This is a genomic window from Acidimicrobiales bacterium, from assembly GCA_036270875.1.
Lineage (GTDB): Bacteria > Actinomycetota > Acidimicrobiia > Acidimicrobiales > AC-9 > AC-9.
Genome location: DATBBR010000089.1, coordinates 1 through 20,954 on the forward strand (window position 1 = coordinate 1; position 20,954 = coordinate 20,954).

The 20,954-nt window shown below is 71.4% G+C and carries 17 protein-coding genes; 8 read left to right on the forward strand and 9 right to left on the reverse strand.

Translation table 11 applies throughout. The annotated features are described in order from the left end of the window. The 8 genes from VH112_10185 to VH112_10220 all read left to right on the forward strand — a co-directional run. Nucleotides 1–723: dihydrodipicolinate synthase family protein (locus tag VH112_10185; GenBank protein HEX4540600.1), on the forward strand; the 723-nt coding region annotated here is incomplete at its 5' end. Beyond that, a complete protein-coding gene (locus tag VH112_10190; protein ID HEX4540601.1) occupies nt 716–2,377 on the forward strand; it encodes a ribonuclease J in 1,662 nt (553 codons plus the stop codon). The genes VH112_10185 and VH112_10190, both read left to right, overlap by 8 nt. 161 nt (nt 2,378–2,538) lie before the next feature. Then, nucleotides 2,539–4,947, forward strand: a complete 2,409-nt coding sequence (locus VH112_10195; protein HEX4540602.1) for a DNA translocase FtsK 4TM domain-containing protein — start codon at nt 2,539–2,541, stop codon at nt 4,945–4,947. Next, on the forward strand, nt 4,944–6,212 hold the full coding sequence (locus tag VH112_10200; GenBank protein HEX4540603.1) for a hypothetical protein: 1,269 nt from the start codon (nt 4,944–4,946) through the stop codon (nt 6,210–6,212). The genes VH112_10195 and VH112_10200 overlap by 4 nt, the downstream gene beginning before the upstream one ends. 44 nt (nt 6,213–6,256) lie before the next feature. Then, entirely contained in the window at nt 6,257–7,018 is a 762-nt protein-coding gene (locus VH112_10205; GenBank protein HEX4540604.1) for an SDR family oxidoreductase, read from the forward strand. 142 nt (nt 7,019–7,160) lie between these two features. Continuing rightward, nucleotides 7,161–8,771: an MFS transporter gene (locus tag VH112_10210; protein HEX4540605.1), complete on the forward strand. Its 1,611-nt coding sequence runs from the start codon at nt 7,161–7,163 to the stop codon at nt 8,769–8,771. After that, nucleotides 8,768–9,391 carry a TetR/AcrR family transcriptional regulator gene (locus VH112_10215; GenBank protein HEX4540606.1) on the forward strand — a complete coding sequence of 208 codons (624 nt, stop codon included), beginning with the start codon at nt 8,768–8,770 and terminating at the stop codon, nt 9,389–9,391. The genes VH112_10210 and VH112_10215 overlap by 4 nt, the downstream gene beginning before the upstream one ends. 70 nt (nt 9,392–9,461) lie before the next feature. Further along, nucleotides 9,462–10,049, forward strand: coding sequence for a GtrA family protein (locus tag VH112_10220; protein ID HEX4540607.1), 588 nt, complete (start codon nt 9,462–9,464; stop codon nt 10,047–10,049). On the opposite strand, the gene VH112_10225 is transcribed toward VH112_10220, so the two are convergent. The 9 genes from VH112_10225 to VH112_10265 form a co-directional block, all read right to left on the reverse strand. Next, on the reverse strand, nt 9,991–12,837 hold the full coding sequence (locus VH112_10225; protein ID HEX4540608.1) for a hypothetical protein: 2,847 nt from the start codon (nt 12,835–12,837) through the stop codon (nt 9,991–9,993). The genes VH112_10220 and VH112_10225 overlap by 59 nt on opposite strands. Further along, the gene (locus VH112_10230; protein ID HEX4540609.1) at nt 12,834–13,607 is read right to left on the reverse strand and encodes a glycosyltransferase family 2 protein; all 774 of its coding nucleotides are present in this window, start codon (nt 13,605–13,607) and stop codon (nt 12,834–12,836) included. Before VH112_10230 ends, VH112_10225 begins: the two co-directional genes overlap by 4 nt. An 11-nt stretch (nt 13,608–13,618) precedes the next feature. Next, entirely contained in the window at nt 13,619–14,794 is a 1,176-nt protein-coding gene (locus VH112_10235; protein ID HEX4540610.1) for an NAD-dependent epimerase/dehydratase family protein, read from the reverse strand. A 139-nt stretch (nt 14,795–14,933) separates the two neighbouring features. Continuing rightward, on the reverse strand, nt 14,934–15,890 hold the full coding sequence (locus tag VH112_10240; protein ID HEX4540611.1) for an NAD-dependent epimerase/dehydratase family protein: 957 nt from the start codon (nt 15,888–15,890) through the stop codon (nt 14,934–14,936). A 5-nt stretch (nt 15,891–15,895) separates the two neighbouring features. Continuing rightward, complete coding sequence (locus tag VH112_10245) at nt 15,896–17,554, reverse strand: glycoside hydrolase (protein ID HEX4540612.1); 1,659 nt, start codon at nt 17,552–17,554, stop codon at nt 15,896–15,898. A gap of 111 nt (nt 17,555–17,665) precedes the next feature. Continuing rightward, the gene (locus tag VH112_10250; GenBank protein HEX4540613.1) at nt 17,666–18,163 is read right to left on the reverse strand and encodes a hypothetical protein; all 498 of its coding nucleotides are present in this window, start codon (nt 18,161–18,163) and stop codon (nt 17,666–17,668) included. 14 nt (nt 18,164–18,177) lie between these two features. Then, nucleotides 18,178–19,230: an alcohol dehydrogenase catalytic domain-containing protein gene (locus VH112_10255; GenBank protein HEX4540614.1), complete on the reverse strand. Its 1,053-nt coding sequence runs from the start codon at nt 19,228–19,230 to the stop codon at nt 18,178–18,180. Continuing rightward, a complete protein-coding gene (locus VH112_10260; protein ID HEX4540615.1) occupies nt 19,227–19,862 on the reverse strand; it encodes a class II aldolase/adducin family protein in 636 nt (211 codons plus the stop codon). Before VH112_10260 ends, VH112_10255 begins: the two co-directional genes overlap by 4 nt. Beyond that, a complete protein-coding gene (locus VH112_10265; GenBank protein HEX4540616.1) occupies nt 19,859–20,851 on the reverse strand; it encodes an NAD(P)-dependent oxidoreductase in 993 nt (330 codons plus the stop codon). The genes VH112_10260 and VH112_10265 overlap by 4 nt, the downstream gene beginning before the upstream one ends. Nucleotides 20,852–20,954: the final 103 nt, after the last annotated feature.

Below are 20,954 nucleotides of genomic sequence, written 5' to 3' on the forward strand. Positions count from 1 at the left end.
GAGGCGGTGACGGTGCCGGTCATCGCCGGCGCCGGCACCAACGACACCCGACACTCCGTCGAGCTGACGAGGCTCGCCGAGGTCGCGGGGGCGGCCGCCATCCTCGCTGTGACGCCGTACTACAACCGGCCCTCGCAGGCCGGGCTGGCCGCGCACTTTCGGGCCGTGGCCGGCGCGACGTCCCTCCCGGTGCTCGTGTACGACATCCCGGTCCGCACCGGTCGGAGGGTGGCCCGCGAGACCCTGCTCGGGTTGGCCCGCGAGGTGCCGAACGTGGTGGGCGTGAAGGACTCGGCGGGCGATGTCGCGGGGTCGGCCAGGCTGCTGGCCGAGGCGCCTCGTGACTTCGACCTCTACAGCGGCGAGGATCCCCTCAACCTCGCCCTGCTCGCCCTGGGCGCGTCGGGCGTGGTCAGCGTGTGCAGCCACTGGGCGGGCCCGGAGATCGCCGAGATGGTCTCCGCCGTCGGTGGGGGCGACCTCGACAGGGCGCGAGCCCTCAACACCGACCTGCTGACGTCCTACGCGTTCTGCAGCACGGATGACGCCCCGAACCCGCTGCCGGCGAAGGCCATGATGCGCCGCCTGGGGTTGCGCGTCGGCCAGTGCCGGCTTCCGATGGGACCAGCGTCGGCGTCGCTCGACGAGCGGGCGGCCGACGTGCTGGCCGGCCTGCGCGCCAGGCCGCGGGCGGGCCATCCGGCTCGAGAGCCCGTTGGCTGATCCCGTCCGGATCACCTTCCTGGGTGGGCTGGGGGAGATCGGTCGCAACTGCGCCTGCATCGAGCTGGACGGCCGCATCATGCTGCTCGACTGCGGGCTGATGTTCCCCAACCTCGAGATGCCGGGCGTCGATCTGGTGCTCCCGGACTTCACCTACCTGCGCGACAACGCCGATCGGGTCGAGGCCTGCATCCTCACCCACGGGCACGAGGATCACACCGGTGGACTGGCGTACCTGTTGCAGGACCTGTCGCTGCCGGTGTACGGCTCGGCCCTCACCCTCGGCCTGGCCCGCAATCGCATCGAGGAGGCGGGGATGCTCGCCCGGGTCGAGCTGATCCCGGTCGCCGACGGCGAGCGCCGCCGCATCGGACCCTTCGACGTCGAGTTCATCCCGGTGACCCATTCGGTTCCCCACGGGTATGCCACCGCCTTCCACACGCCGCAGGGAGTCGTGCTGCATTCGGGGGACTTCAAGCTCGACCTGGCTCCGGTCGACGGCCGCTACACCGACCTGTCCCGGATCGGCGCCATCGCGTCCGAGCACGGCGTCCGCCTGCTGCTGTCCGACTCCACCAACGCTGAGGAGCCTGGCTACACGGCGAGCGAGTCGGCCGTCGGTGTCGCACTTCGGGGTCTCTTCGAAGAGCACGGTGACAAGCGCATCATCACCGCCTGCTTCGCCAGTCATGTGCACCGCGTCCAGCAGGTGTGCGATGCAGCCATTCGCAGCGGCCGTTACGTGGCCACGCTCGGGCGGTCCATGGCCAAGAACGTCGCGCTGGCCCGCCGGCTCGGCGTGCTCCGTCTGCCCGATGACGCCCTGATCGACATCGAGCACCTGGACGACTACGACCCCACTCAGGTCTGCGTCGTCTCCACCGGCTCCCAGGGAGAGCCGATGTCGGCGCTGTCCCTCATGGCGGCGGGCGAGAACAAGTGGTTGCGGGTGGGGGAGGGGGACCTGGTCATCATCAGCGCCCACGCCATACCCGGCAACGAGTGGGCGGTGGCCAAGGTGATCGACGGCCTGTACCGGCGCGGCGCCGAGGTGGTCCATTCCGATCAGGCCGAGATCCACGCCAGCGGTCACGGCAAGCAGGCGGAGCTCCAGACGATGCTCGCCGTGGCCAAGCCCGACGCCTTCATCCCGGTCCACGGAGAGTTTCGTCACCTCACCCACCACGCCCGGCTGGCCGAGGGCATGGGCGTCGAGGAGTCGAAGGTGCTGCTGTGCGAGGACGGCGACGTCGTCACCCTCGGCGACGGTGGGATCGCCAAGACGAGCCAGGTGCCGGCTGGTTACCTCTACGTCGACGGCATCGTGGGCGACGTCGGCCACGGGGTCCTGCGCGACCGCCGGGCGCTCTCCGCCGAGGGACTGATCGTGGTGGTGGTCACGATCGACGGGCAAGCGGGCAAGCTCCTCACCGGGCCGGAGATCATCACCCGGGGTTGGGTGCACGCCCCGGAGGCCGAGGGCCTGCTCGAGGACGCCCGCGCTGCCGTCCAGGCCAGCGTGGAGCAGGCCGTCGAGGAAGGGGCCACGGATCACGACACGCTGAGGCGGCACGTGCGCTCGGCCATGGGCCGGATCGTCAGCGAGCGCACCCGGCGGCGGCCCATGATCGTCCCCGTGGTGATGGAGGCGTAGCCGGGTTCGAGCCTCCTGCTGGGGCTCCTGGGGCCACGGTGGCTGGTGGGGCTGGTGTTACCGTTGTGCTCATTGTGACCACCACGAAACGCCGCCCGACCGGGCCGACGAGACGCAGAACCACCCGATCCCGGCGCACCCGCCGGGGGTTGGGGGCGTCGATGGGCCGCCTGCTTCCCGGCAGCGGCAAGCCGAGGTCGCGCCGCGGGCCGTCCCTCGGCGCGCGGACGGTCTCGGGCGCCGCTGACCTCGTCGCCCGTCTGGTGCGCCAGCCCGCCGACGTGTGGGGCCTGGTCCTGCTCGTGGCCGGCGTGCTCGCCGCCCTCGCCGTGTACGGCAACGTCCTCGGACCGGCCGGCCGGCTCCTCGACCACGCCGGCCGGTCCACCCTCGGGTGGGCAGTCGCCCTGGTGCCACCGGGGCTGGTGCTGGTCGGTTGGGTGCTCGTGCGCGGACGCGAGGACGTCGAACCGGAGCCGGCTCGCAGCGTCGTGGGGGCGACGCTGGTGCTGGTGTCGGTCAGCGGGTTGGCCGACCTGGCCGCCGGTGCTCCCAAGCTGGCTGACCGGCTCGCCACCCTGCGGGACGCGGGTGGCTACGTGGGGGCCGCCATCGGCTACCCCCTCCATCTCGCCCTGGCCACGTGGGGTGCAGCGATCGTGCTGGTAACCACGCTGGTGCTCGGGCTGCTGACAGTGACGGGCACCACCGTGCGCGAGGCGACGACCGGCCTCGCCGGCGGCTTCGCTGCCCTGGGCCGGCTGGGACGTCGGGCGGTGGAGGCGGCGACGACCGTCGTCGCCGACAGCCGAGGTGGCGGGCGCGGCGCGCACGCACCCAGCGCACGAGCCGGCCGCCGGCCGACCAGCGCGGTCGAGACGGACGATTCACAGGGCGACGGCGACGCCGGTGAGCCCGAGGACGTCGTGTCCTCGCTCGACGGCGGCCCCCCCGGCACCACCGCGTCGCCGGCTGATGGCGAGTCGTCCGACGACCGCTCGCCAGCGGCGTCGGTGGCTGCCGCCGCCAGCGCCACGCCGTTCACCGCCGACCGGGCCGGTCACCGGGGCGGAGTCGAGCAGCTGTCGATGGAGCTCGGTCCGACGGTGGGATCGTGGTCGCTGCCGCCCGGGCGGCTGCTGAGCGCCAGCCAGGCCCAGAAGGTCGACCGCCGCGAGATCGAGACTGCGGGCAGGATGCTCGAGGACGCCCTGGCCGCCCACGGGGTGGCCACCAGGCTGGTGGGGATGACGGTTGGTCCGACCGTGACCCGCTACGAGCTCGAGCTGGGCGCGGGCGTCAAGGTGGCCAGGGTGACGAGCCTGTCGAAGGACATCGCCTACGCCATGGCATCCCCGGACGTGCGGATACTTGCGCCCATACCCGGGCGCTCCGCGATCGGGGTCGAGGTGCCCAATCGCCAGCGCCAGCTCGTGGCGCTGGCCGACATCCTGAGCTCCGACGAGGCCCGGCGGGCCGTCCATCCCCTCGAGGTGGCCCTGGGTCGTGACATCGCGGGGCGGCCGGTGATGGTCAACCTGGCCGAGATGCCGCACGTGCTCATCGCCGGCGCCACCGGCGCCGGCAAGTCCTCGTGCATCAACTCGGTCGTCACCTCGATCCTGATGCGGTCCACCCCGGACCAGGTGCGGCTCATCCTCGTGGACCCGAAGCGGGTCGAGCTCGGCCACTACAACGGCCTGCCCCACCTCCTCACCCAGGTCGTGGTCAACCCCAAGCGGGCCGCCAACGCCCTGATCTGGGCCGTGCACGAGATGGAGCGCCGCTACGACATCCTGGCCGAGGCCGGGATGCGCGACGTCGCCGGCTACAACCGAGCCGTCGACGCCGGCGAGCTCGTCAACGAGCCGTCCCCGAATGACGGGGAGGAGCGGCCGGTCACCCGGCTTCCCTACGTGCTCGTCGTAGTCGACGAGCTCAACGACCTCATGATGGTGGCGGCGCGCGACGTCGAGGACTCGATCTGCCGGATCGCCCAGATGGCGCGCGCCGTCGGGATCCATCTCGTCATCGCCACCCAGCGACCGTCGGTCGACGTGATCACCGGGGTGATCAAGGCCAACATCCCGTCCCGGCTCGCCTTCTCGGTATCGTCGCTCGCCGACAGCCGGGTCATTCTCGATCAGGCGGGGGCGGAGCGGCTGATCGGCAAGGGCGACCTCCTCCTGCTCACGGCGTCCTCGAGCAACCCCCGACGCCTCCAGGGTCCGTGGGTCGGCGAGACCGAGGTCCGCGCCGTTGTCGCCCACTGGCGTCGCCAGAGCCAGCCCCGGTACGTCGAGGGAGTCGAGGGCGACGGTCCGTCGGAGGAGGACCGCAGCTTCGGCGACGAGGGCGACGACGAGGAGCTGGTCATCCAGGCCATGGAGCTGGTGGTGCGGTCACAGCTGGGCTCGACGTCGATGCTCCAGCGCAAGTTGCGAGTGGGCTTCGCCCGGGCTGGTAGGTTGATGGACCTGCTGGAGCGACGAGGCGTGGTGGGGCCCTCCGAGGGATCCAAGGCTCGTGCCGTGCTCATGACCCCCGAGGAGCTTGATCAGCGGGCATGACTGGCGTACCGACCCGGCCGGCGATCCTCAAGCCGCTGGGTCCAATACGGACGCCGAGGCGGTCGCGCCGCATCCTCGTGTGGCTGCTGGTGGTGCTCGTGCTGGCCGCCGGCGCGTTCGTCGGGTTCCAGCTGATCCGAGGCGTGCCGTCACCCGCCGTCCGCTCGGCCGTGCCGCTGAGCATCCAGGTACCGGGAGCTCCGCCCGCCCTTCCCTGGCCGGCCAAGGGGGAGGCCGTGGTGGGTCTGGTGGGGCAGGGACCGCTCGGCTCGTCCGGGGGGAGCGCTCCCGTGCCGATCGCCAGTGTCACCAAGGTCATGAGCGCCCTCGTCGTCCTGCGCGACCACCCCATGGGGCCGGCGGACCCCGGGCCCCCGGTTGCCATCACCCCGACTGACGTCAACCAGTACAACGCCGCCGTGGCCGGAAAGGAGTCGGCGGTGAAGGTGGCCCCCGGCGAGATGATCACCGAGCGCCAGATGCTCGACGGCCTGCTCGTCGGCTCGGCCGACAACATCAGCTCGGTCCTGGCCAACTGGGATGCCGGTAGCGAGCCCGCCTTCCTGGCCAAGATGAACGCCGCCGCCGCGGCGCTCGGGATGGGCGCCACCCACTACGTCGACCTGAACGGCCTCAACGCGGCCACGGTCAGCACGGCGAGCGACCAGCTGACGCTGGCCCAGGCGGCACTGGCGGTCCCGACCTTCGCTGCCATCGTGCGCCAGCCCGAGGTCACGCTCCCGGTCGCCGGCAGGGTGTTCAACTTCAACCGCCTGGCGGGCAAGGACGGGATCGTCGGCGTCAAGACCGGCAACACGATGGCGGCCGGGTCGTGCTGGGTGTTCGCGGCCGACCGGGTCGTCGCCGGCCAGCATGTAACCGTCGTCGGCGTCGTCCTGGGCCAGCCCGGTCCGGCCGCCCCGCAGCCGGCATTGGACTCGGGCAAGGCGTTGTTGGACGCCGCCGGCGCCACCCTTGCCTCGGTCACGGTGGTGCCGGCGGGACAGCCGGCTGCTACGGTGACCGCCCCCTGGGTCAGCGGTAAGGTCCCGGCGTCGACCGGCGCTCCCGTCAGCTTCCTCGGGTGGCCCGGGATGCAGGTGCAGACGCACTTCCAGCCCCGGCAGGTGGGCTCCTCCTTCCCCGCCGGAACTGTCGTGGGCACCCTCACGGTGCGGGCCGCGGGTCAAGCGCGCCAAGTGCCGGTCAAGGCGACGTCGGCGCTGCCCGGGCCCTCGCGGCAGTGGCGCCTCCGCCACGTCTAGTCTTCCTCGGCCGGCGACAACGCCAGCGGGCGACGAGGAGGCCGATGGCGCAAGGTTTGCAGGGCAGGGTCGCCCTGGTCACCGGCGGGAGCCGAGGTATCGGTCGCGCCATCTCGCTCGCCCTGGCCGAGGACGGCGCCGACGTGGCGGTGAACTTCCGCCGCGATCAGGAAGCGGCCGATGAGGTGGTAGCGCAGATCGAGTCCATGGGGCGTCGGGCCCGGACGTACCGGGCCTCGATCGACTCGTGCGACGAGGACCGGGACATGGTCGAGGCCGTCGTCGCCGATCTGGGACCCGTCGACATCCTCGTCAACAATGCCGGTATCGCCAGTCGCGGGCTCTCGATCGCCGACACCGACCCGGCCGAGCTCGAACGGGTGGTCCGCGCCCACGCCCTCGGCCCCCACCAGCTCTGCAAGCTCGTGCTCCCCGGCATGCGCAGCCGCCCCCGCGGTGATGTCATCATGATCTCGAGCACGGCGACGGCGTTCATGGCGGCCAACGGCGCTCCGTACAACATGGGCAAGGCGGCGATGGAAGCCCTGGCCCTCACGCTGGCCAAGGAGGAGCGGGGAAACGGGATACGGGTCAACGTGGTTGCGCCCGGCCTGGTGGAGACCGAGATGGGGCGGCGTCTCGTCCGGGCCATGGGTGTCGAGGACATCGGCACCATGGCTGCCCGCTCACCGTTCGGGCGGGTCTGCCAGCCCTCCGACGTCGCTGCCGTGGTGCGCTTCCTGGTGTCGGAGCCCGCCGGCTACCTGAGCGGCCAGCGGATCGGCGTCGACGCCGGCACGACCTGAGGCCGAGGGGCCGCAGCCCCAACCTCGGCCAGCCGCCTGACCCTTCGGGGCGAGGTTGCACCCGCCCTCTCGGCCTCGCTATTATGAAACGGGTTCGACTCGTTTCGATATAGCTGCTCGTTTCGCTATGGCTGGAGGTACCGTGCGAGTGCGGAGACCGTGGTGGATCCTCGCTGTGCTGTGCGTGAGCCTGCTGATGATCGGGCTCGACAACACCATCCTCAGCGTGGCCCTGCCGACCCTGGTGCGCGAACTGCACGCCTCGTCGAGCCAGCTCCAGTGGATCGTCGACTCGTACACGATCGTGTTCGCCGGCCTCCTGCTGGTCGGTGGCAGCCTGGGCGATCGCTTCGGGCGCAAGTGGGCCCTCCTCGTCGGCCTGGCCGTCTTCAACGTCGGATCGGTCCTGTCGGCTTTCGCCGCGTCCCCGGAGATCCTGATCGGCACCAGGGCGCTGATGGGCGTGGGTGGCGCGCTGGTGATGCCGGCCACCCTGTCGATCCTGACCAACGTCTTCGTCGAGTCCCGGGAGCGGGAGAAGGCGATCGGCATCTGGGCTGGGGTAGCCGGTGTGGGCGTGGCGGTCGGGCCCATTGCTGGCGGGCTGCTGCTCCAGCACTTCTGGTGGGGCTCGGTGGTCCTCGTCAATGTTCCGGTCGTGGCGGCCGGCATGCTGGCTGCGGCCTTCCTCGTGCCCAACTCCGCCGATCCCAGCGTCCCCCGCCTCGACCCGGTGGGATCGGCCCTGTCGATCGCCGGGCTCTGCGTGCTGCTGTGGGGGATCATCGAGGCGCCCACCACCGGGTGGGGATCGACGCGGGTCCTGGCCGGGATGGTAGGCGGGATCGCCATCCTCGTTGCGTTCCTGGCCTGGGAGCTCCACACCGACCACCCCATGCTGAACCTGGGGTTCTTTCGCAACCGGAGGTTCAGTGCGGCGTGTGCCGCCGTGTCGCTCGTGGTCTTCGCCCTGTTCGGCATGCTCTTCGTGGAGACCCAGCACCTGCAGTTCGTGCTGGGCTACTCGGCCCTCGCGGCCGGCATCCGCTTCATCCCGGTGGCTGGCACGCTCCTCCTCGGGGGGCCGCTGTCGACTCTCCTCGTCCGCCGGCTCGGTACCAAGGTGGTGGCGGGCAGCGGCCTCGTGATGGTGGCCGCCGGACTGGCGTGGCTGGCCACCGTCTCGGACGGGTCGACGTACCTGAGCGCCGTCCTGGGCCCGTTCATCATCATGGGGCTGGGGATGGGCCTCACCATGGCGCCGGCGACCGAGGCCATCATGGGTGCGCTTCCGAGGGCCCAGGCGGGAGTGGGCTCGGCCATGAACAGCGCGGTCATGCAGGTGGGCGGGGCCATGGGCGTCGCCGTCATCGGCAGCGTGCTGGCCTCCGGGTACCGGTCGGTCGTCGGCGGCACCCTGACCGGTCACGCCATCCCCGCCGTGGCGGTCACGGCGATCAAGAGCTCGGTAGGAGGCGCCCTCGAGGTGGCGCACCGAGCCCCCGCCGCCCTGGGCGCGGCGCTGGCCGCGGTCGCCCGCCACGGCTTTGTCCACGGCATGGGATTGGCCATGCCCGTGGCGGCCGGTGTCGCCCTGGCCGGAGCCCTGGTGGTCCTGATCTTCCTGCCCGCTCGGGCCGAGGGGGACCCCGACGCCGCCGACGCCGCCGACGCCGCCCGGCGGGCCGACGACGAGGTGCAGCCGGCGGCGAAGGCGCAAGCCGAGCCGGCGTCGGTCGGGGCCCGCCGGTGAGCCCCGTCGTCGGGGGGTCCGTGCTCAAGCGGGGACCCGGTCGGCCCCGGAGCGCCGAGGCCCACCGAGCCATCCTCGACGCCGTCCTGGTGCTGCTGGCCGAGGAGGGTTTCGCCGGCCTGAGCGTGGAGGCGGTGGCCGCCCGGGCGGGCGTCGGCAAGGCCACCGTCTACCGGCGCTGGCCGTCCAAGGTGCCCCTGGTGATCGAGGCGCTGGACACGGTGGCGTCGGAGCGGATCTCGGCTCCTGACACCGGTAGCGCCCGTGGTGACCTCACCGAGTTCCTGACCCAGCTGGTCCGGGCCATGGATGGGCCCGACGGCCGCCTCGTCGCGCCCTTGCTCGAGGGGATGAGCCGCAGTCAGGAGCTGGCTGAGGCCTTTCGGAGGGACCTGATCGCGCCGCGCCGGGACGTGATCATCGAGATCATCCGGCGCGGCATCGCTCGGGGCGAGCTGCGCCCCGACCTCCACCTGGACGTGGCGCTGGACGCCCCCGTGGCGATCGTGTTCCACCGGCTTCTCCTCACGGGACAGGTGGTCGACGAGGCGTTGGTGGGGCGGATCGTCGACCAGGTCCTCGACGGCATCGCGGCGACAGGTGGTCCGGCGACCCACTGACCGAGCCTCGGCGCGTCGGGTGTCGGCGCGCGGCTACACGTTCCCCCGCACCGGGCGTATGGTGCCATGGATGGACGTCGAGCTCGATCCCGGCGGCGCCGCCCTGGAGGGCGATGGCCGGAAGGGGGCCGGCCCGGGTGTCGGCGGCGGCGTCGGCGGCGCGAACCTCCGGGAGGTGGTCGCCCGCTGGTGGCGCATCCCGCTCGTGACCCGGGTCGTGCGCTACGCGCTGGGCTCCGTGGTGGCCAGTTTCGTGAGCCTGGTCACCTTCGTCGTCGTCTACGGCGTCCTCGGCGGGCTCAGCCCCCGCCTGACGAGCGTCGTCGCCAGCCTGGTGGGCATGGTGCCGGCGTACTTCCTCAACCGGAACTGGGCCTGGGGCCGCCGGGGCCGCTCCCACCTGCTCAAGGAGGTCATTCCCTATCTGGCCGCGTCCGTGCTGGGCCTGGTGGCGGCCATGTGGTCGGTGGACGCCGTCTCCAGCCACGTGAAGTCGCTCACCAGCGACAGGACCCTCCAGGTCACGCTGGTCGCCATGGCCTATGTGGGCACCTACGCCGCCCTCTGGATCCTGAAGTTCCTGTTCTTCAACATCCTGTTCACCGGACCCCACCGTGGCGCCGACGACGAGTCCGCGCCCGGCGAGCGGGTCCCCTGAGCGACCAGGCCAGCCCGAAGATCCCGAGGGCGGCCAGTCCGGTCAGCGAGATGGCGACGCCGACGGTCACGCTCGCCGGTCGGTAGCTCCAGGTGACCGAGGAGGTCCCGGCAGGCACCGGGACGGCCTGCACCAGCGCGCCGCTCGACGGCACTGGGACATCACGGGACACCCCGTTGGGCCCCGTCCGTACCGTCGCGGACCATCCCGGCGCGGCGGCGACGCTGCGGACGACGACGGACGGTCGGGAGGTGGCGACCACGACCGCCTGATTGCCCGTGAGCGGGTCGTCGGTGACGCGCAGCGTCGCCGCGGGCGCGGGCCCGCCGTCAGCGGACGCCACCCAGAAGCGTCCCCTGGCCGCCGTGTTGTGGAACACCACGAAGCTGCCCAGGGTCTTCACGAACTGCCACCGGGGCGGGGTGACCGCTCCCTGGAGAGGACCGGCGAGCAAGAGGCGGCCCGAGCGCGCCGTGTCGACCGTTGCCGAATCGACGGTGAGGGCGCAGGCGCCGCTGTTGGCGACGACGATCCCGACAGCGGTGGTCGTCCCGTCCAGGGCCGCGACGGTAGAGCCCGCCCGGCTGGGGTCGGCGGTCAGCGAGCTGGACACGGGCCTGGTGACGCCGCTCGGTGTCAGCAACCCGAGCCCCAGCCCGCCGGGCGGTGGGGGACAGGTCGGATCGGGGCGCAGCTGCATGCTGACGCCGGTCAGCTGGAGGGGCGAACCGAGGTACCAGGCCTGCTGGCCTCGGGGGGGCAGGGTCTCGGGCATGGCGCCGGCGGGCGCCGCCGTCGACCCCGAAGGAGCGGGGCGGGAGAGGTAGCCGGGCCTGGTGACCAGCGTGGTCAGGTTGAGGTCGTCGAAGGTGGACCCGGCCAGCGCCGTCACCGTCAGGTCGGATTGCTGGTGGGAGCCGGTGGCCCGGTCGTAGTCGCCCCGGACCAGCGACCCGTAGCCCTGCACGCTTCCGAGGCGTCGCAGGACGTTGAGGTCGGGCTCGCCGAGGTCGTTGAGTGCAACGGGGTCGCTCCGGTCCGGGTCATAGATGGCAAAGCGCCCGGAGGGGCCCGTCTGGGCGGCGATGGCCGTTGCCATCCCTGTGGAGTCGGTGAGGGCGCTCCGGGGCGCAGGGGTCAGCCAGAACTGGTTGGCCTGGTAGATGACCAGGTCGACCGCAACGACCACCACTACCGCCCGCAGGAGATGGCGCCGCGGGATCCGGTCCCACCCGGCGGCCAGGAGGCTTCCGACCACGGCCAGCACGAGGCCGGCGGCCAGGTAGGCCTCCAACCGGTGGAACGAGCCCAGGGGGACCGGCGACCCGAGCTCCTGTGACAGGACCACCGGGCTGGCCACGAGGGCGCCGACGAGGCCGACCAGGCAGGCCGCGGGCAGGAGCGTCGCCGCCCGCTCGGACCGGCTGGGGTGGGCCGGAGCGGGGCCGGCCTGGGAGGCCGGGCCGGAAGCAGGGCGCGCACCGACCCGCTGCCGCACACCGTCGACCCAGTAGGCGAACAGGACCGCCAGGCCGATGTCGACCGCCACCAGGTTGCGGTTCTGCAGCCGCTGCTGGCCGTAGATGGGGATGTGGACGAGGAGGTGGCCGAGCGGGGTGTACCCGCCGAAGGACAGCACCAGCCCGACCGCGATGAGCAGGTACCAGACCCCGAGTCCCTCCGATGCCCGGCGGGACCGCCACGGTCGGGTGAGCATGGCGAAGGCGGCGCAAACGGGGAGGATGCCGATGTACGAGCTGACCTCGGCCAGGTTGTACTGGCCGTGGTACAGCGGCAGGCCGAAGCGTCCGTAGCTCCCGAGCAGGTACGGCATGGCCGTCAGGGCGGTGAGCTTGGGCGGCAAGGACCCGGTGACGAAGAAGGCGTACGAGCTGCCTGATCGCTGCGACTGGGACGCGAAGACCAGTCCCGGGAGCCACTGGATGCTGGCGACGACGAGGGCCGCGGCGGCGGCGATCGCCATCTGGACGAGTATCCGGCCCGCCCGGTGGCGCCAGGCCAGCCACGCCCCGTAGACGGCCACCAGGATGGAGTCGTCGATCAGGGCCTCGGGCGACCCCGTCAGGATCAGCAGGCTGATACAGGCGCCCAGCAGCACCGCGGTCCATACCGCTGGCCGCTGCACGGCCCCCGGCGGCGCCCCAGAACCGCCGGAGGCCGGGGCGATCCTGCGCGCCCCCGGATGGGCCATCGCATGGACGGCGATCAGCATCCAGGGCACCAGGCTCGCCCCCTGGACCAGGTCGATGTGGCCCAGCTGGGCGCTCATGAAGCCCCCGACCGAGAACGACAGGCTCCCGAGGAAGGCGGCCCCGACCGAGAGGCGCGATCGGCGCAGGAACACGTACAGGCCGACGGCGGCGACGACGTACACGAGGATCTCGTTCACGACCCACGCGGCTTCGGCGGGCAGCACCGTGAACAGGAGCGTCCCGGGATAGAAGGCGCCGGCGTTGAGACCGCCCAGGAGGGCGGTCCCGCTCCAGATGTAGGGGTTCCACAGCGGGAGGTGCCCGTGGTCGAGGTTGCGGGCGACGAGCACCCGGAGGGGGAAGTTCTGGATGAGGTCGTCGGCGCTGACCAAGGGATGCCCGGCGAGGGACGGCACCGAGAAGGTCAGCACCGGCACGAGGACGAGCACGGTCACGGCCAGGGGGCCCGGCCGGAAGGCGCCGGTGAGCGCGTGGCGGGGTCGGGTCGGGCTCTCGACTCGTCCCTCCGCGCCGGCAGGCGACCGCCCGGCGCCGTCGCCGGCCGAGCTGGTCACCGGTCCCGCAGCCAGGTCGCCAGCACGACCCGGGCGTAGCGGTAGCCGTAGGCCAGGTTGCTCCCCTTCTTGGTCGTCCCCGACGAGCGCGGCCTCATGACGCCCGGGCGCTCGGCCACCCGGTAACCGGCCAGGATGGCGGCGATCAGCAGCTCAGCCGCCTGGTATTGGGACTGCTCGAGGGCGAGCGCGGCCGGCACCTCCGCCTTCATCGCCCGCAGGCCGAAGGCCGGGTCGGTGATGCGGTGGCGGGTGAGGAGCGTGATGAGGGCGGCGAAGACGACGACGCCCGCCGCCCGCACCGGGTCGCCGACGTCCGACGACCCGAGCCGGCGCGAGCCGGTGACCAGGTCCGCCTCGTCGTCGATCAGTGGCTGGACGAGCCCCGCCAGCTCGGCGGGGTCGTACTGCCCGTCGGCGTCGATCGAGGCGAGGTAGCGGGCCCCGTGCTCGAGCGCCATCCGGTACCCGAGACGCAGGGCCGCGCCCTGGCCCCGGTTGCGCGGTGCCACGCAGGCATAGGCCCCGCGGGCCCGCGCGATCATCTCGGTGCCGTCGTGGCCGCCGTCCACCACCACCAGCACCGAGACGGCCAGCCCGCACACGCGCTCGGGGATCGAGTCCAGCACCCGGCCGATGTTGTGGGCCTCGTTGTAGGCGGGCACGAGGACCGTGAGCGGGGCCAGTTGGGGAGAGCCGTGATGGGCAGCGAACTCCGCCTCGGCCTCGGCGTCGACCGGTGACCCGGCCGACGAGGCTCGCCGACGCACCCGCCCCGTGACTAGCGACGCCCGACGGTGGCGCCCAGGTGGCTGTGCGTGCGTCGCCAGTCCACCGTCGGACGGATAGCGCTCGGGTCCACCCGCCCGCGGTGCTGATCGACCAGGGCCAGGAGGGACGTGATCAGGCCGTCCGACAGCAGGTGGGGAGCAAGGCCGAGGTCGAGGAGCTTGGTGTGGGCCGCCCGGTAGTAATGGCTCTCCTGTTCGACCCTTGGATCGTCGAGGTGCTCGATCTCCACACCAGGCACCAGCGCCGCCACCCGCTCGGCCAGGTCGCCGACGGAGAAGGACTCAGTGAACTGGTTGAAGACGCGGTACTCGCCCGCTGCCGGTGGGTGGACGAGGGCCAGCTCGATGCACGCCAGGGTGTCGCGGATGTCGAGCATGCCCCGCGTCTGGCCCCCCTTGCCGTACACGGTGAGCGGGTGGCCCACCACGGCCTGGACGATGAAGCGGTTGAGCACCGTGCCGAAGACGGCGTCGTAGTCGTAGCGGGTGGCGAGGTCGGGATGCAGCGCCGTCTCCTCGGTCTCCTGCCCGTAGACGACACCCTGGTTGAGGTCCGTCGAGCGCAGGCCCCAGTTGCGACAGGAGAAGGCGATGTTGTGGCTGTCGTGAACCTTGGAGAGGTGGTAGAAGGAGCCCGGCTGCTTGGGGAAGGGCAGGACGTCCGTCCGCCCTCGGTGCGTGACCTCGATGAACCCCTCCTCGATGTCGATGTTCGGGGTCCCGTACTCGCCCATGGTGCCCAGCTTCACCAGGTGGATGTCGGGATCGACCTCGGCGATGGCGTAGAGGAGATTGAGCGTCCCGACGACGTTGTTGACCTGGGTGTAGACGGCGTGGGCCCGGTCGATCATCGAGTAGGGAGCCGAGCGTTGCTCGGCGAAGTGGACAACGGCCGAGGGGGCTGACTCGGCCAGCGTCCGCTCGACGAAATCCGCGTCGTTCAGGTCGCCGACGTAGGTGTGGACGTGAAGGCCGGAGACCTGCCTCCAGGTCCGCACCCGAGCCTCGAGGTCGCGGATCGGGACGAGGCTGTCGACCCCCATCTCGTCGTCGTACTGGCGGCGCACGAGGTTGTCCACGATGCCGACCTGGTGGCCCTGCGCCGACAACCGCAGTGCCGTCGGCCAGCCCAGGTAGCCGTCGCCCCCGAGGACGAGAACGTTCATCGGGCCCGATCCTTTCTCAGTGGCAGGTGTCGCTGGTCGATGCCTCGATATAGCGTTCGTGACCAAGGGCCCGTCATATTAAACCCCGCTAACCCCGGGGCCCCAGCAGCCTGAATCCAAGAGACGCGTCAGCTTAGCTTCACCCCGGGGGTACCCCGCGATGGTCCCCTCCACCTGCTCCGCTGCCCGGGGCGCTGTCACCGAAGGCCTCCCACGTGGCGGCGAGCCCTCGGCGCAGGCTGGTGCGGGGCTGGAAACCGAGCTGCCGGGCTCTGTCGATCCTCACCCTCACCCCCGGCATCTCGCCCGGGCGGGGAGCCACGTGGGGAAGCGGCCGGTCGACACCGGTGACCGCCTGCGCGATGTCGTAGAGCTCGTTGACCGAGGTCGAGCTCCCTGAGCCGATCGTCAGCGGCCCCACCAGGTCGCCGTCGAGGGGGAGGAGGAGGCCCTGCACGGCGTCGTCGACGTAGACATAGTCGCGCACCTGATTGCCGTCGCCGTAGATGCTCACCGATCCCTCGTCCCGGCAGGCTCGCATCACGCGGGCGACGAGGCTGTCCTTCTGCTGCATCCCGGGGCCGTAGACGTTGGTGAGGCGCACGGCGGACCCGACGAGGCCGTAGGACCCCGAGTAGGCCGACACCAGCATCTCCGCCGCCGCTTTGGTGGCGCCGTAGGGGGTGAGGGGCCGCAGCCGCGATTCCTCGTCGATGACGGCGTCTCCAACGTCGCCGACCACGGCGTTGGTCGAGGCGAGCACGAAGTGGCCGACACCGTCGGCGCGGCACCGCTCGAGGAGCGAGAGGGTCAGCGCCACGTTGGTCTCGTAGACCTCGACTGGGCGCGACATCGAGGCCAGCACCGATGTCTCAGCCGCCAGATGGATGACGGCTGTGACGCGACGGGCCATCGCCTGGTCCAGGATCTCGGGCCGACGGAGGTCGCCCGTGATGGCGCGCGCGCCGCGATCGGCAAGGGGTCGGATGTCGGCGACGGTCACCTCGGCGCCCCGCTCGAGCAGGCTGCGGGTCACGGCTGTGCCGATGAAGCCGGCGCCGCCCGTCACCAGGACGTGCTCGACAGGCGTGCTCATCCCGGTCAGGCTCGCGCTGTCCTCCGGGTTTGCACCAAGGTGCCTCGCCCGCTCGTCTGGTTGGCGCCCCGTCCCGGCTGCCGCAGGGCAGCGGTGGTCTGGCGGCGGCCGGAGGGCACGTTGTTCAACACATAGGTGGTGACGCTGTGCGGGGCGACCGAGGCTGACATCGTCCCGCCCCGATAGCGCGGCAGCGGGACCGGGTCGAGGTTGAGGGTGTCGCTGGTCTGCACGGCGGTGACCGGCGACAGGGTGTGCCCGCCGTTCGGGATGTGCAGGCTGAGGGGGGTCGGCGGTGTGCCCGCGGGAGTGTCGTCGATGACGACGACCGACCACCCGCTCTTGGAGCTGAAGGCGGCGGCCCGGGTGCCGGGGGGGGCGCCGGTGACGTTGTGGAGCACGGCGCCGGGACGCACGTAGCGGCTGAAGTTGCCAAGCGCCCAGTACCGCTTGGTCGGATAGATGGTCTCGTTGTGGTCGACGGTGGCGGCCGCGTCGTAATAGAGAAGGCCGTCGTTGCGGCCCAGTGGGTTGACCCTCGTGGTACAGGAGGGGTCGGCGACCGGGTTGCACCCGATCCTCGGCGAGAGCGCGGTCCACCAGTCGAACGCCGAGTCGTGGGCCTGGGTGAGGTCGGCCCAGATGGTGTTGGCCAGCCACAGGCCGCTCGCCATCGTCGGATCGAACTGGTAGCCGAATCCCCGGTTGTTCCGACAACAGATCTCGCTGGCCCACAGTGGCTTGTGGAACTGGCCGCCCAGCTGGGCGACCTGATGCAGAACGGGCATGGGCGGATAGTCGTAAGTGTGGTGGGCGATGGCGGCCACCGACGACGCGGCGCCGGGGACGGAGAGCCAGCGGGGCGCTTCGGGCAACAGCTGGGACGCCACCAGGCTCGACTCGTCGGCGATGACATGGGCGTAGGGCGCCCGCTTGTTGAGCGCGCTGGCCACCGCCTTTACCAGACCGGCCCGCTGGCCCACCGGCACCACCATGCCCTCCTGCCGGCACGTGGGCTGCGAGGCGTCGGGCTCGTTCATGGGGCTGACGTAGGACAGGGTGACGTGATCGACGTCGTGGAGGTGGGCCACGACCGTGCTCAGGTAGGTGGCGAAGGCCGCCTGCGACGCCGGGACCAGGGCACCGCCGCAGCTCTTGTCGCTGGTGGTCCAGGCAACGGGCGCGCTGTTGACGAATCCGACGAGGGTGCGCACGCCGTGCTGGGCCGCCATCATGAGAAAGCCGACGCCGCCCGGATCAGCCGACCAGTCGTAGTTCCCGGGGCCGGCGAAGAATGTCGGGGCCGTCTTCTCGGGAGTCGTCACGCCCACGCCCCCGCCGCCGATGTTGTACCGGTACTGGCTGAGACCCAACCCGGAAGGATCGAACAGCAAACTGGCGACGTGGTCCTGGCCGGCGGCGCTGAAGTGCTGGAGGTCGTTCGGCCACCACGCTCCCGACGCGCCGAACCCCTGGATCTGCTGTCCGGAGTCGCTGCTGACGGCGGCGCCGGCGGGGGCGGCATCGGTGTCGAGCGACGGGACCACCAGGCTGCTCAGACCGAGAAGGCTCAGGGCGACAGCGGCGCCGGCGCTGACCCGGGCGAGCCAGGCGCGCCTCGTCAGTCGTCGCCAGAGCGATCCGGTCGGGGCCCCCACGGTCACCGAGGGTAGAGCATCGCCGGACACGCGGAGACCCACCCCGGGGGCGGCAGACGATGCTCCCGGAGACGGAGTAAACGACTCCCCGCGACGGTGAGCAGGCCGGGTGAGCGGTCAGGGCAGGGTCGGACCTGCATCGGCCGCGGCCGGGGCATCGCTCCCCGTCCACTCGAAGTGCTGGACCTCGATCATCAGCGGCAGCAGGTAGCGGACGTAGAAGCTGTGGAGCTTGAGCATCCCGTAGTCCTCTATCTTCCGGTCGATGATCTCGACCCGCTCGTCGCGAGCGGCGAAGGCCTTGCTCCGAGCCAGGAGCTCGTCCAGCTCCTCACCGGTGCCCACGGACATGCCGAAGTGGTCGAGTCCCGGACAGGTCATGTGCGGCTCGTCGGCGATGAGGAACACGAACTGCTCGTAGGTGTAGGCCTGGAGCACGAGCCGGTGCCGATCCTCGGTCAGGGTGGGGAGCTCCTCCCAGCCGAAGACCTCCCGATAGAACTCGACGATCTCCTTTCGCCCGGTGCCGTCGAGCGCGTCGGCCGGCATGCTCATGGCGACATGGTTGAAGCGAGGCTGGCGCCGCCCCTCGGTGGACGTGTCGGTATCTGCCATCTCTCCCCCTCGAGTTAGGGATTGTCGTGGCGGGCCATCGGACCGGCCACCATGACCTTGCCGGCGATATCGCCCGCGGCCAGGCCCTCCATGGCGGCGAGCAGGCCGGCGAGCGACACGTCGTCGTCCTCGATGAGCAGGTCGGTGGCCAGCCGGCCGCCCGCCAACAGCTCGAGGGCGTCGGTGAACCCGTCGGCGTCGTAGCAGAAGGCGCCGGTGACAACGAGCTCGTTGAGAATGATCCGGTTCGGGTCGAACCGGGGCGGCACGATGCCGGCCCCGACGAGGACCAGGGTGCCCGCCACGGCAAGCTGGCCCAGGGCCGCCTCCATGGCATCCGCCCGCCCGGAGCACTCCAGGACAGCGTCGAAGGGCTGGTCGACGACCGACGAGGGCCAGTCCGGGGCGACAAGCTGATCGGGGGTGACCGTCGCCGCCCCCAGGTCGGCGGCCAGCCGGCGGCGCCGCTCGCCGGGCTCGCTGACCGTCACGTCGGTGACGCCGCGAGCGAGGAGAGCTGCGGTGACGAGGCTTCCGATCGGTCCGGCCCCCGTGACCAGGATGCGCTGACCTGGTTGGGCTCCACTCAGGGTTATCCCGTGGAGGGCGACGGCCAGCGGCTCGGCCAGGGCTGCGACGCGAGGTGACAGGCCCTCAGGGATGGGGGTGAGGGCCTGCTCGTGCTCCCGCACGTAGCCGGCGAAGGCGCCCTGCCATTCGCCGCTTCCCACTCGCCCGCGGTCCGTGCACAAGGTGGGTCGGCCTGCCCGGCAGTACCGGCACGCGCCGCAGGAGTTGACGCCCCCGACGACCTGGTCTCCGACCGACCAGCGGCTCACCTCGCTGCCGACGGCGGCGACGACGCCGGACCACTCGTGGCCTCCGATCGATCCTGGGCTGCCCCACCCGTCGATGACGAAATGCAGGTCGCTTCCACACACTCCGCAGTGGCCCACCTCCACCAGCACGTCCTGCGGCCCGAGGGTCGGCACCGGTCGCTCCTCGACGCTCACCGACCGCCGGCCGAACACGGCAACAGGCATGGTGGCGGGCAGTTGGGAGATCATGGCATCGGGTTCTTGCGGAGGTACTCGTAGACGCCGCGGAAGTTCTGGTTCGTCTTCTCCGGTAGGGGGTGCTCGCCGCCGAGCAGCCGGGCGCCGTGCACGATCTGCGCGCTGCGCTCGACCACCAGGGCGACGTGGAGGGCCTCCGTGGGCGTCGGCCCGATGGTGATCATGCCGTGGCTGGCCAGCAGGGCGGCGCTCGTCTGCTCCAGGTTGCGCACGGCCTCCTTGCCGAGGTCGGCGGTGCCCGTGAGCGTGTAGTCGCAGACCGGGACGTCGCCGCCCACGAAGACGACGAACTCCTCGATCGCGGCGGGGACGGGCTGGCGGGCACAGGCGAACATCGAGCCGTACACAGGGTGGGAGTGGATCACGCCGCCGACCTCCTCGAAGGACCGGTAGCACGCCAGGTGGAGGTCCTTCTCCGACGTCGGGGTGCGGTGGCCCTCGATCACGTTGGCGTCGAGGTCGACCACCACGAGGTCGCCGAGGGTCATCGACTCGTAGGGCACCGAGGACGGGGTGACGCAGACCGAGCCGTCCGGCATGCGGGCGGAGACGTTGCCGGACGTGCCTTCCACCAGGCCCTTGCGGTACATCTCCTTGGCCGTGTCGAGGACGAGTTGCTTCACTTGAGGACCTCCGGGTTCACGATGTGGAGCGGCGGCTCGCCGGCCAGGAGGCGAGCGAGGTCCTCCGCGATCAGGCGGGAGTGGTTGGTCTCGGTGTCGTAGGTCGCCCCGCCGATGTGCGGCGTGAGGACGACGTTGTCCATGGACACCAAAGGGTGGTCGACGGGCAGCATCTCTCCCTCGAAGTGGTCCAGGCCCGCGGCCACGACCTTCCCCGAGCGCAGAGCCGCCACGAGGGCATCAGTGTCGTGAAGCGCCGCCCGGGCGGTGTTGAGGAAGATGACGCCGTCCTTCATCCGGGCCAGCTGCTCGGCGCCGATGAGGCCTGTCGTCTCCGGGGTCACAGCGGCATGCATCGAGATCACGTCGGATTGGACGAGCAATTCGTCCAGCGAGCTCGTGGCGTCGTCGGCGTACGGGTCGTAGGCCAGGACATGCAGACCCAGGCCCTCGAGGCGCCACCGAAGGGCCCGGCCGACCGCGCCCAGACCGACGAGCCCGGCGGTGCGGCCGTTGAGCTCCCAGGACCGGTAGCGCTGGTATGGGATCGTGCCGTCCCTGAAGATCTGGCCGGTGCGCACATCCCGGTCGGCGGGGAGCACCCGTCGGCAGGCAGCGAGCAGTAGAGCGACGGCGAGCTCGGCCACTGCGTCGGCGTTGCGGCCCGGTGCCCGCAGCACGGGGATACCCGCCGAGGTGGCCCCGGCCACGTCGACGTTGGTGGGGTCGCCACGCGTCGAGCCGATGGCTGCCAGAGGGAGATCGAAGACCGGGCCGGCGCAACGGTCGGCCTCGCTCACGATGATCGACGCGCCCTCTCGGCCGGCCCGCTCGGCCAGCTGCTCGGCCGAGTAGATGCGCAGCGGGTCGTGGTCGATCCACGGGTCCAGCACCACCTCGGCGACGGCGCGGAGCCGGTCGAGGCCCTCTCCCCGGAAGGGAGCGGTCACCAGGGCACGCGGGCGGGGGTCGGGGCTCACGGTCGCCATCTTGGCAAGAGTATGACGCCGCTGTCAGAAAGCCGGGACGGGCCCCGAGGCTCCGTCGGGCGAGGCGCGGTTCCACCTCTTGTCGAAAAGTGGCCTGTGCGCT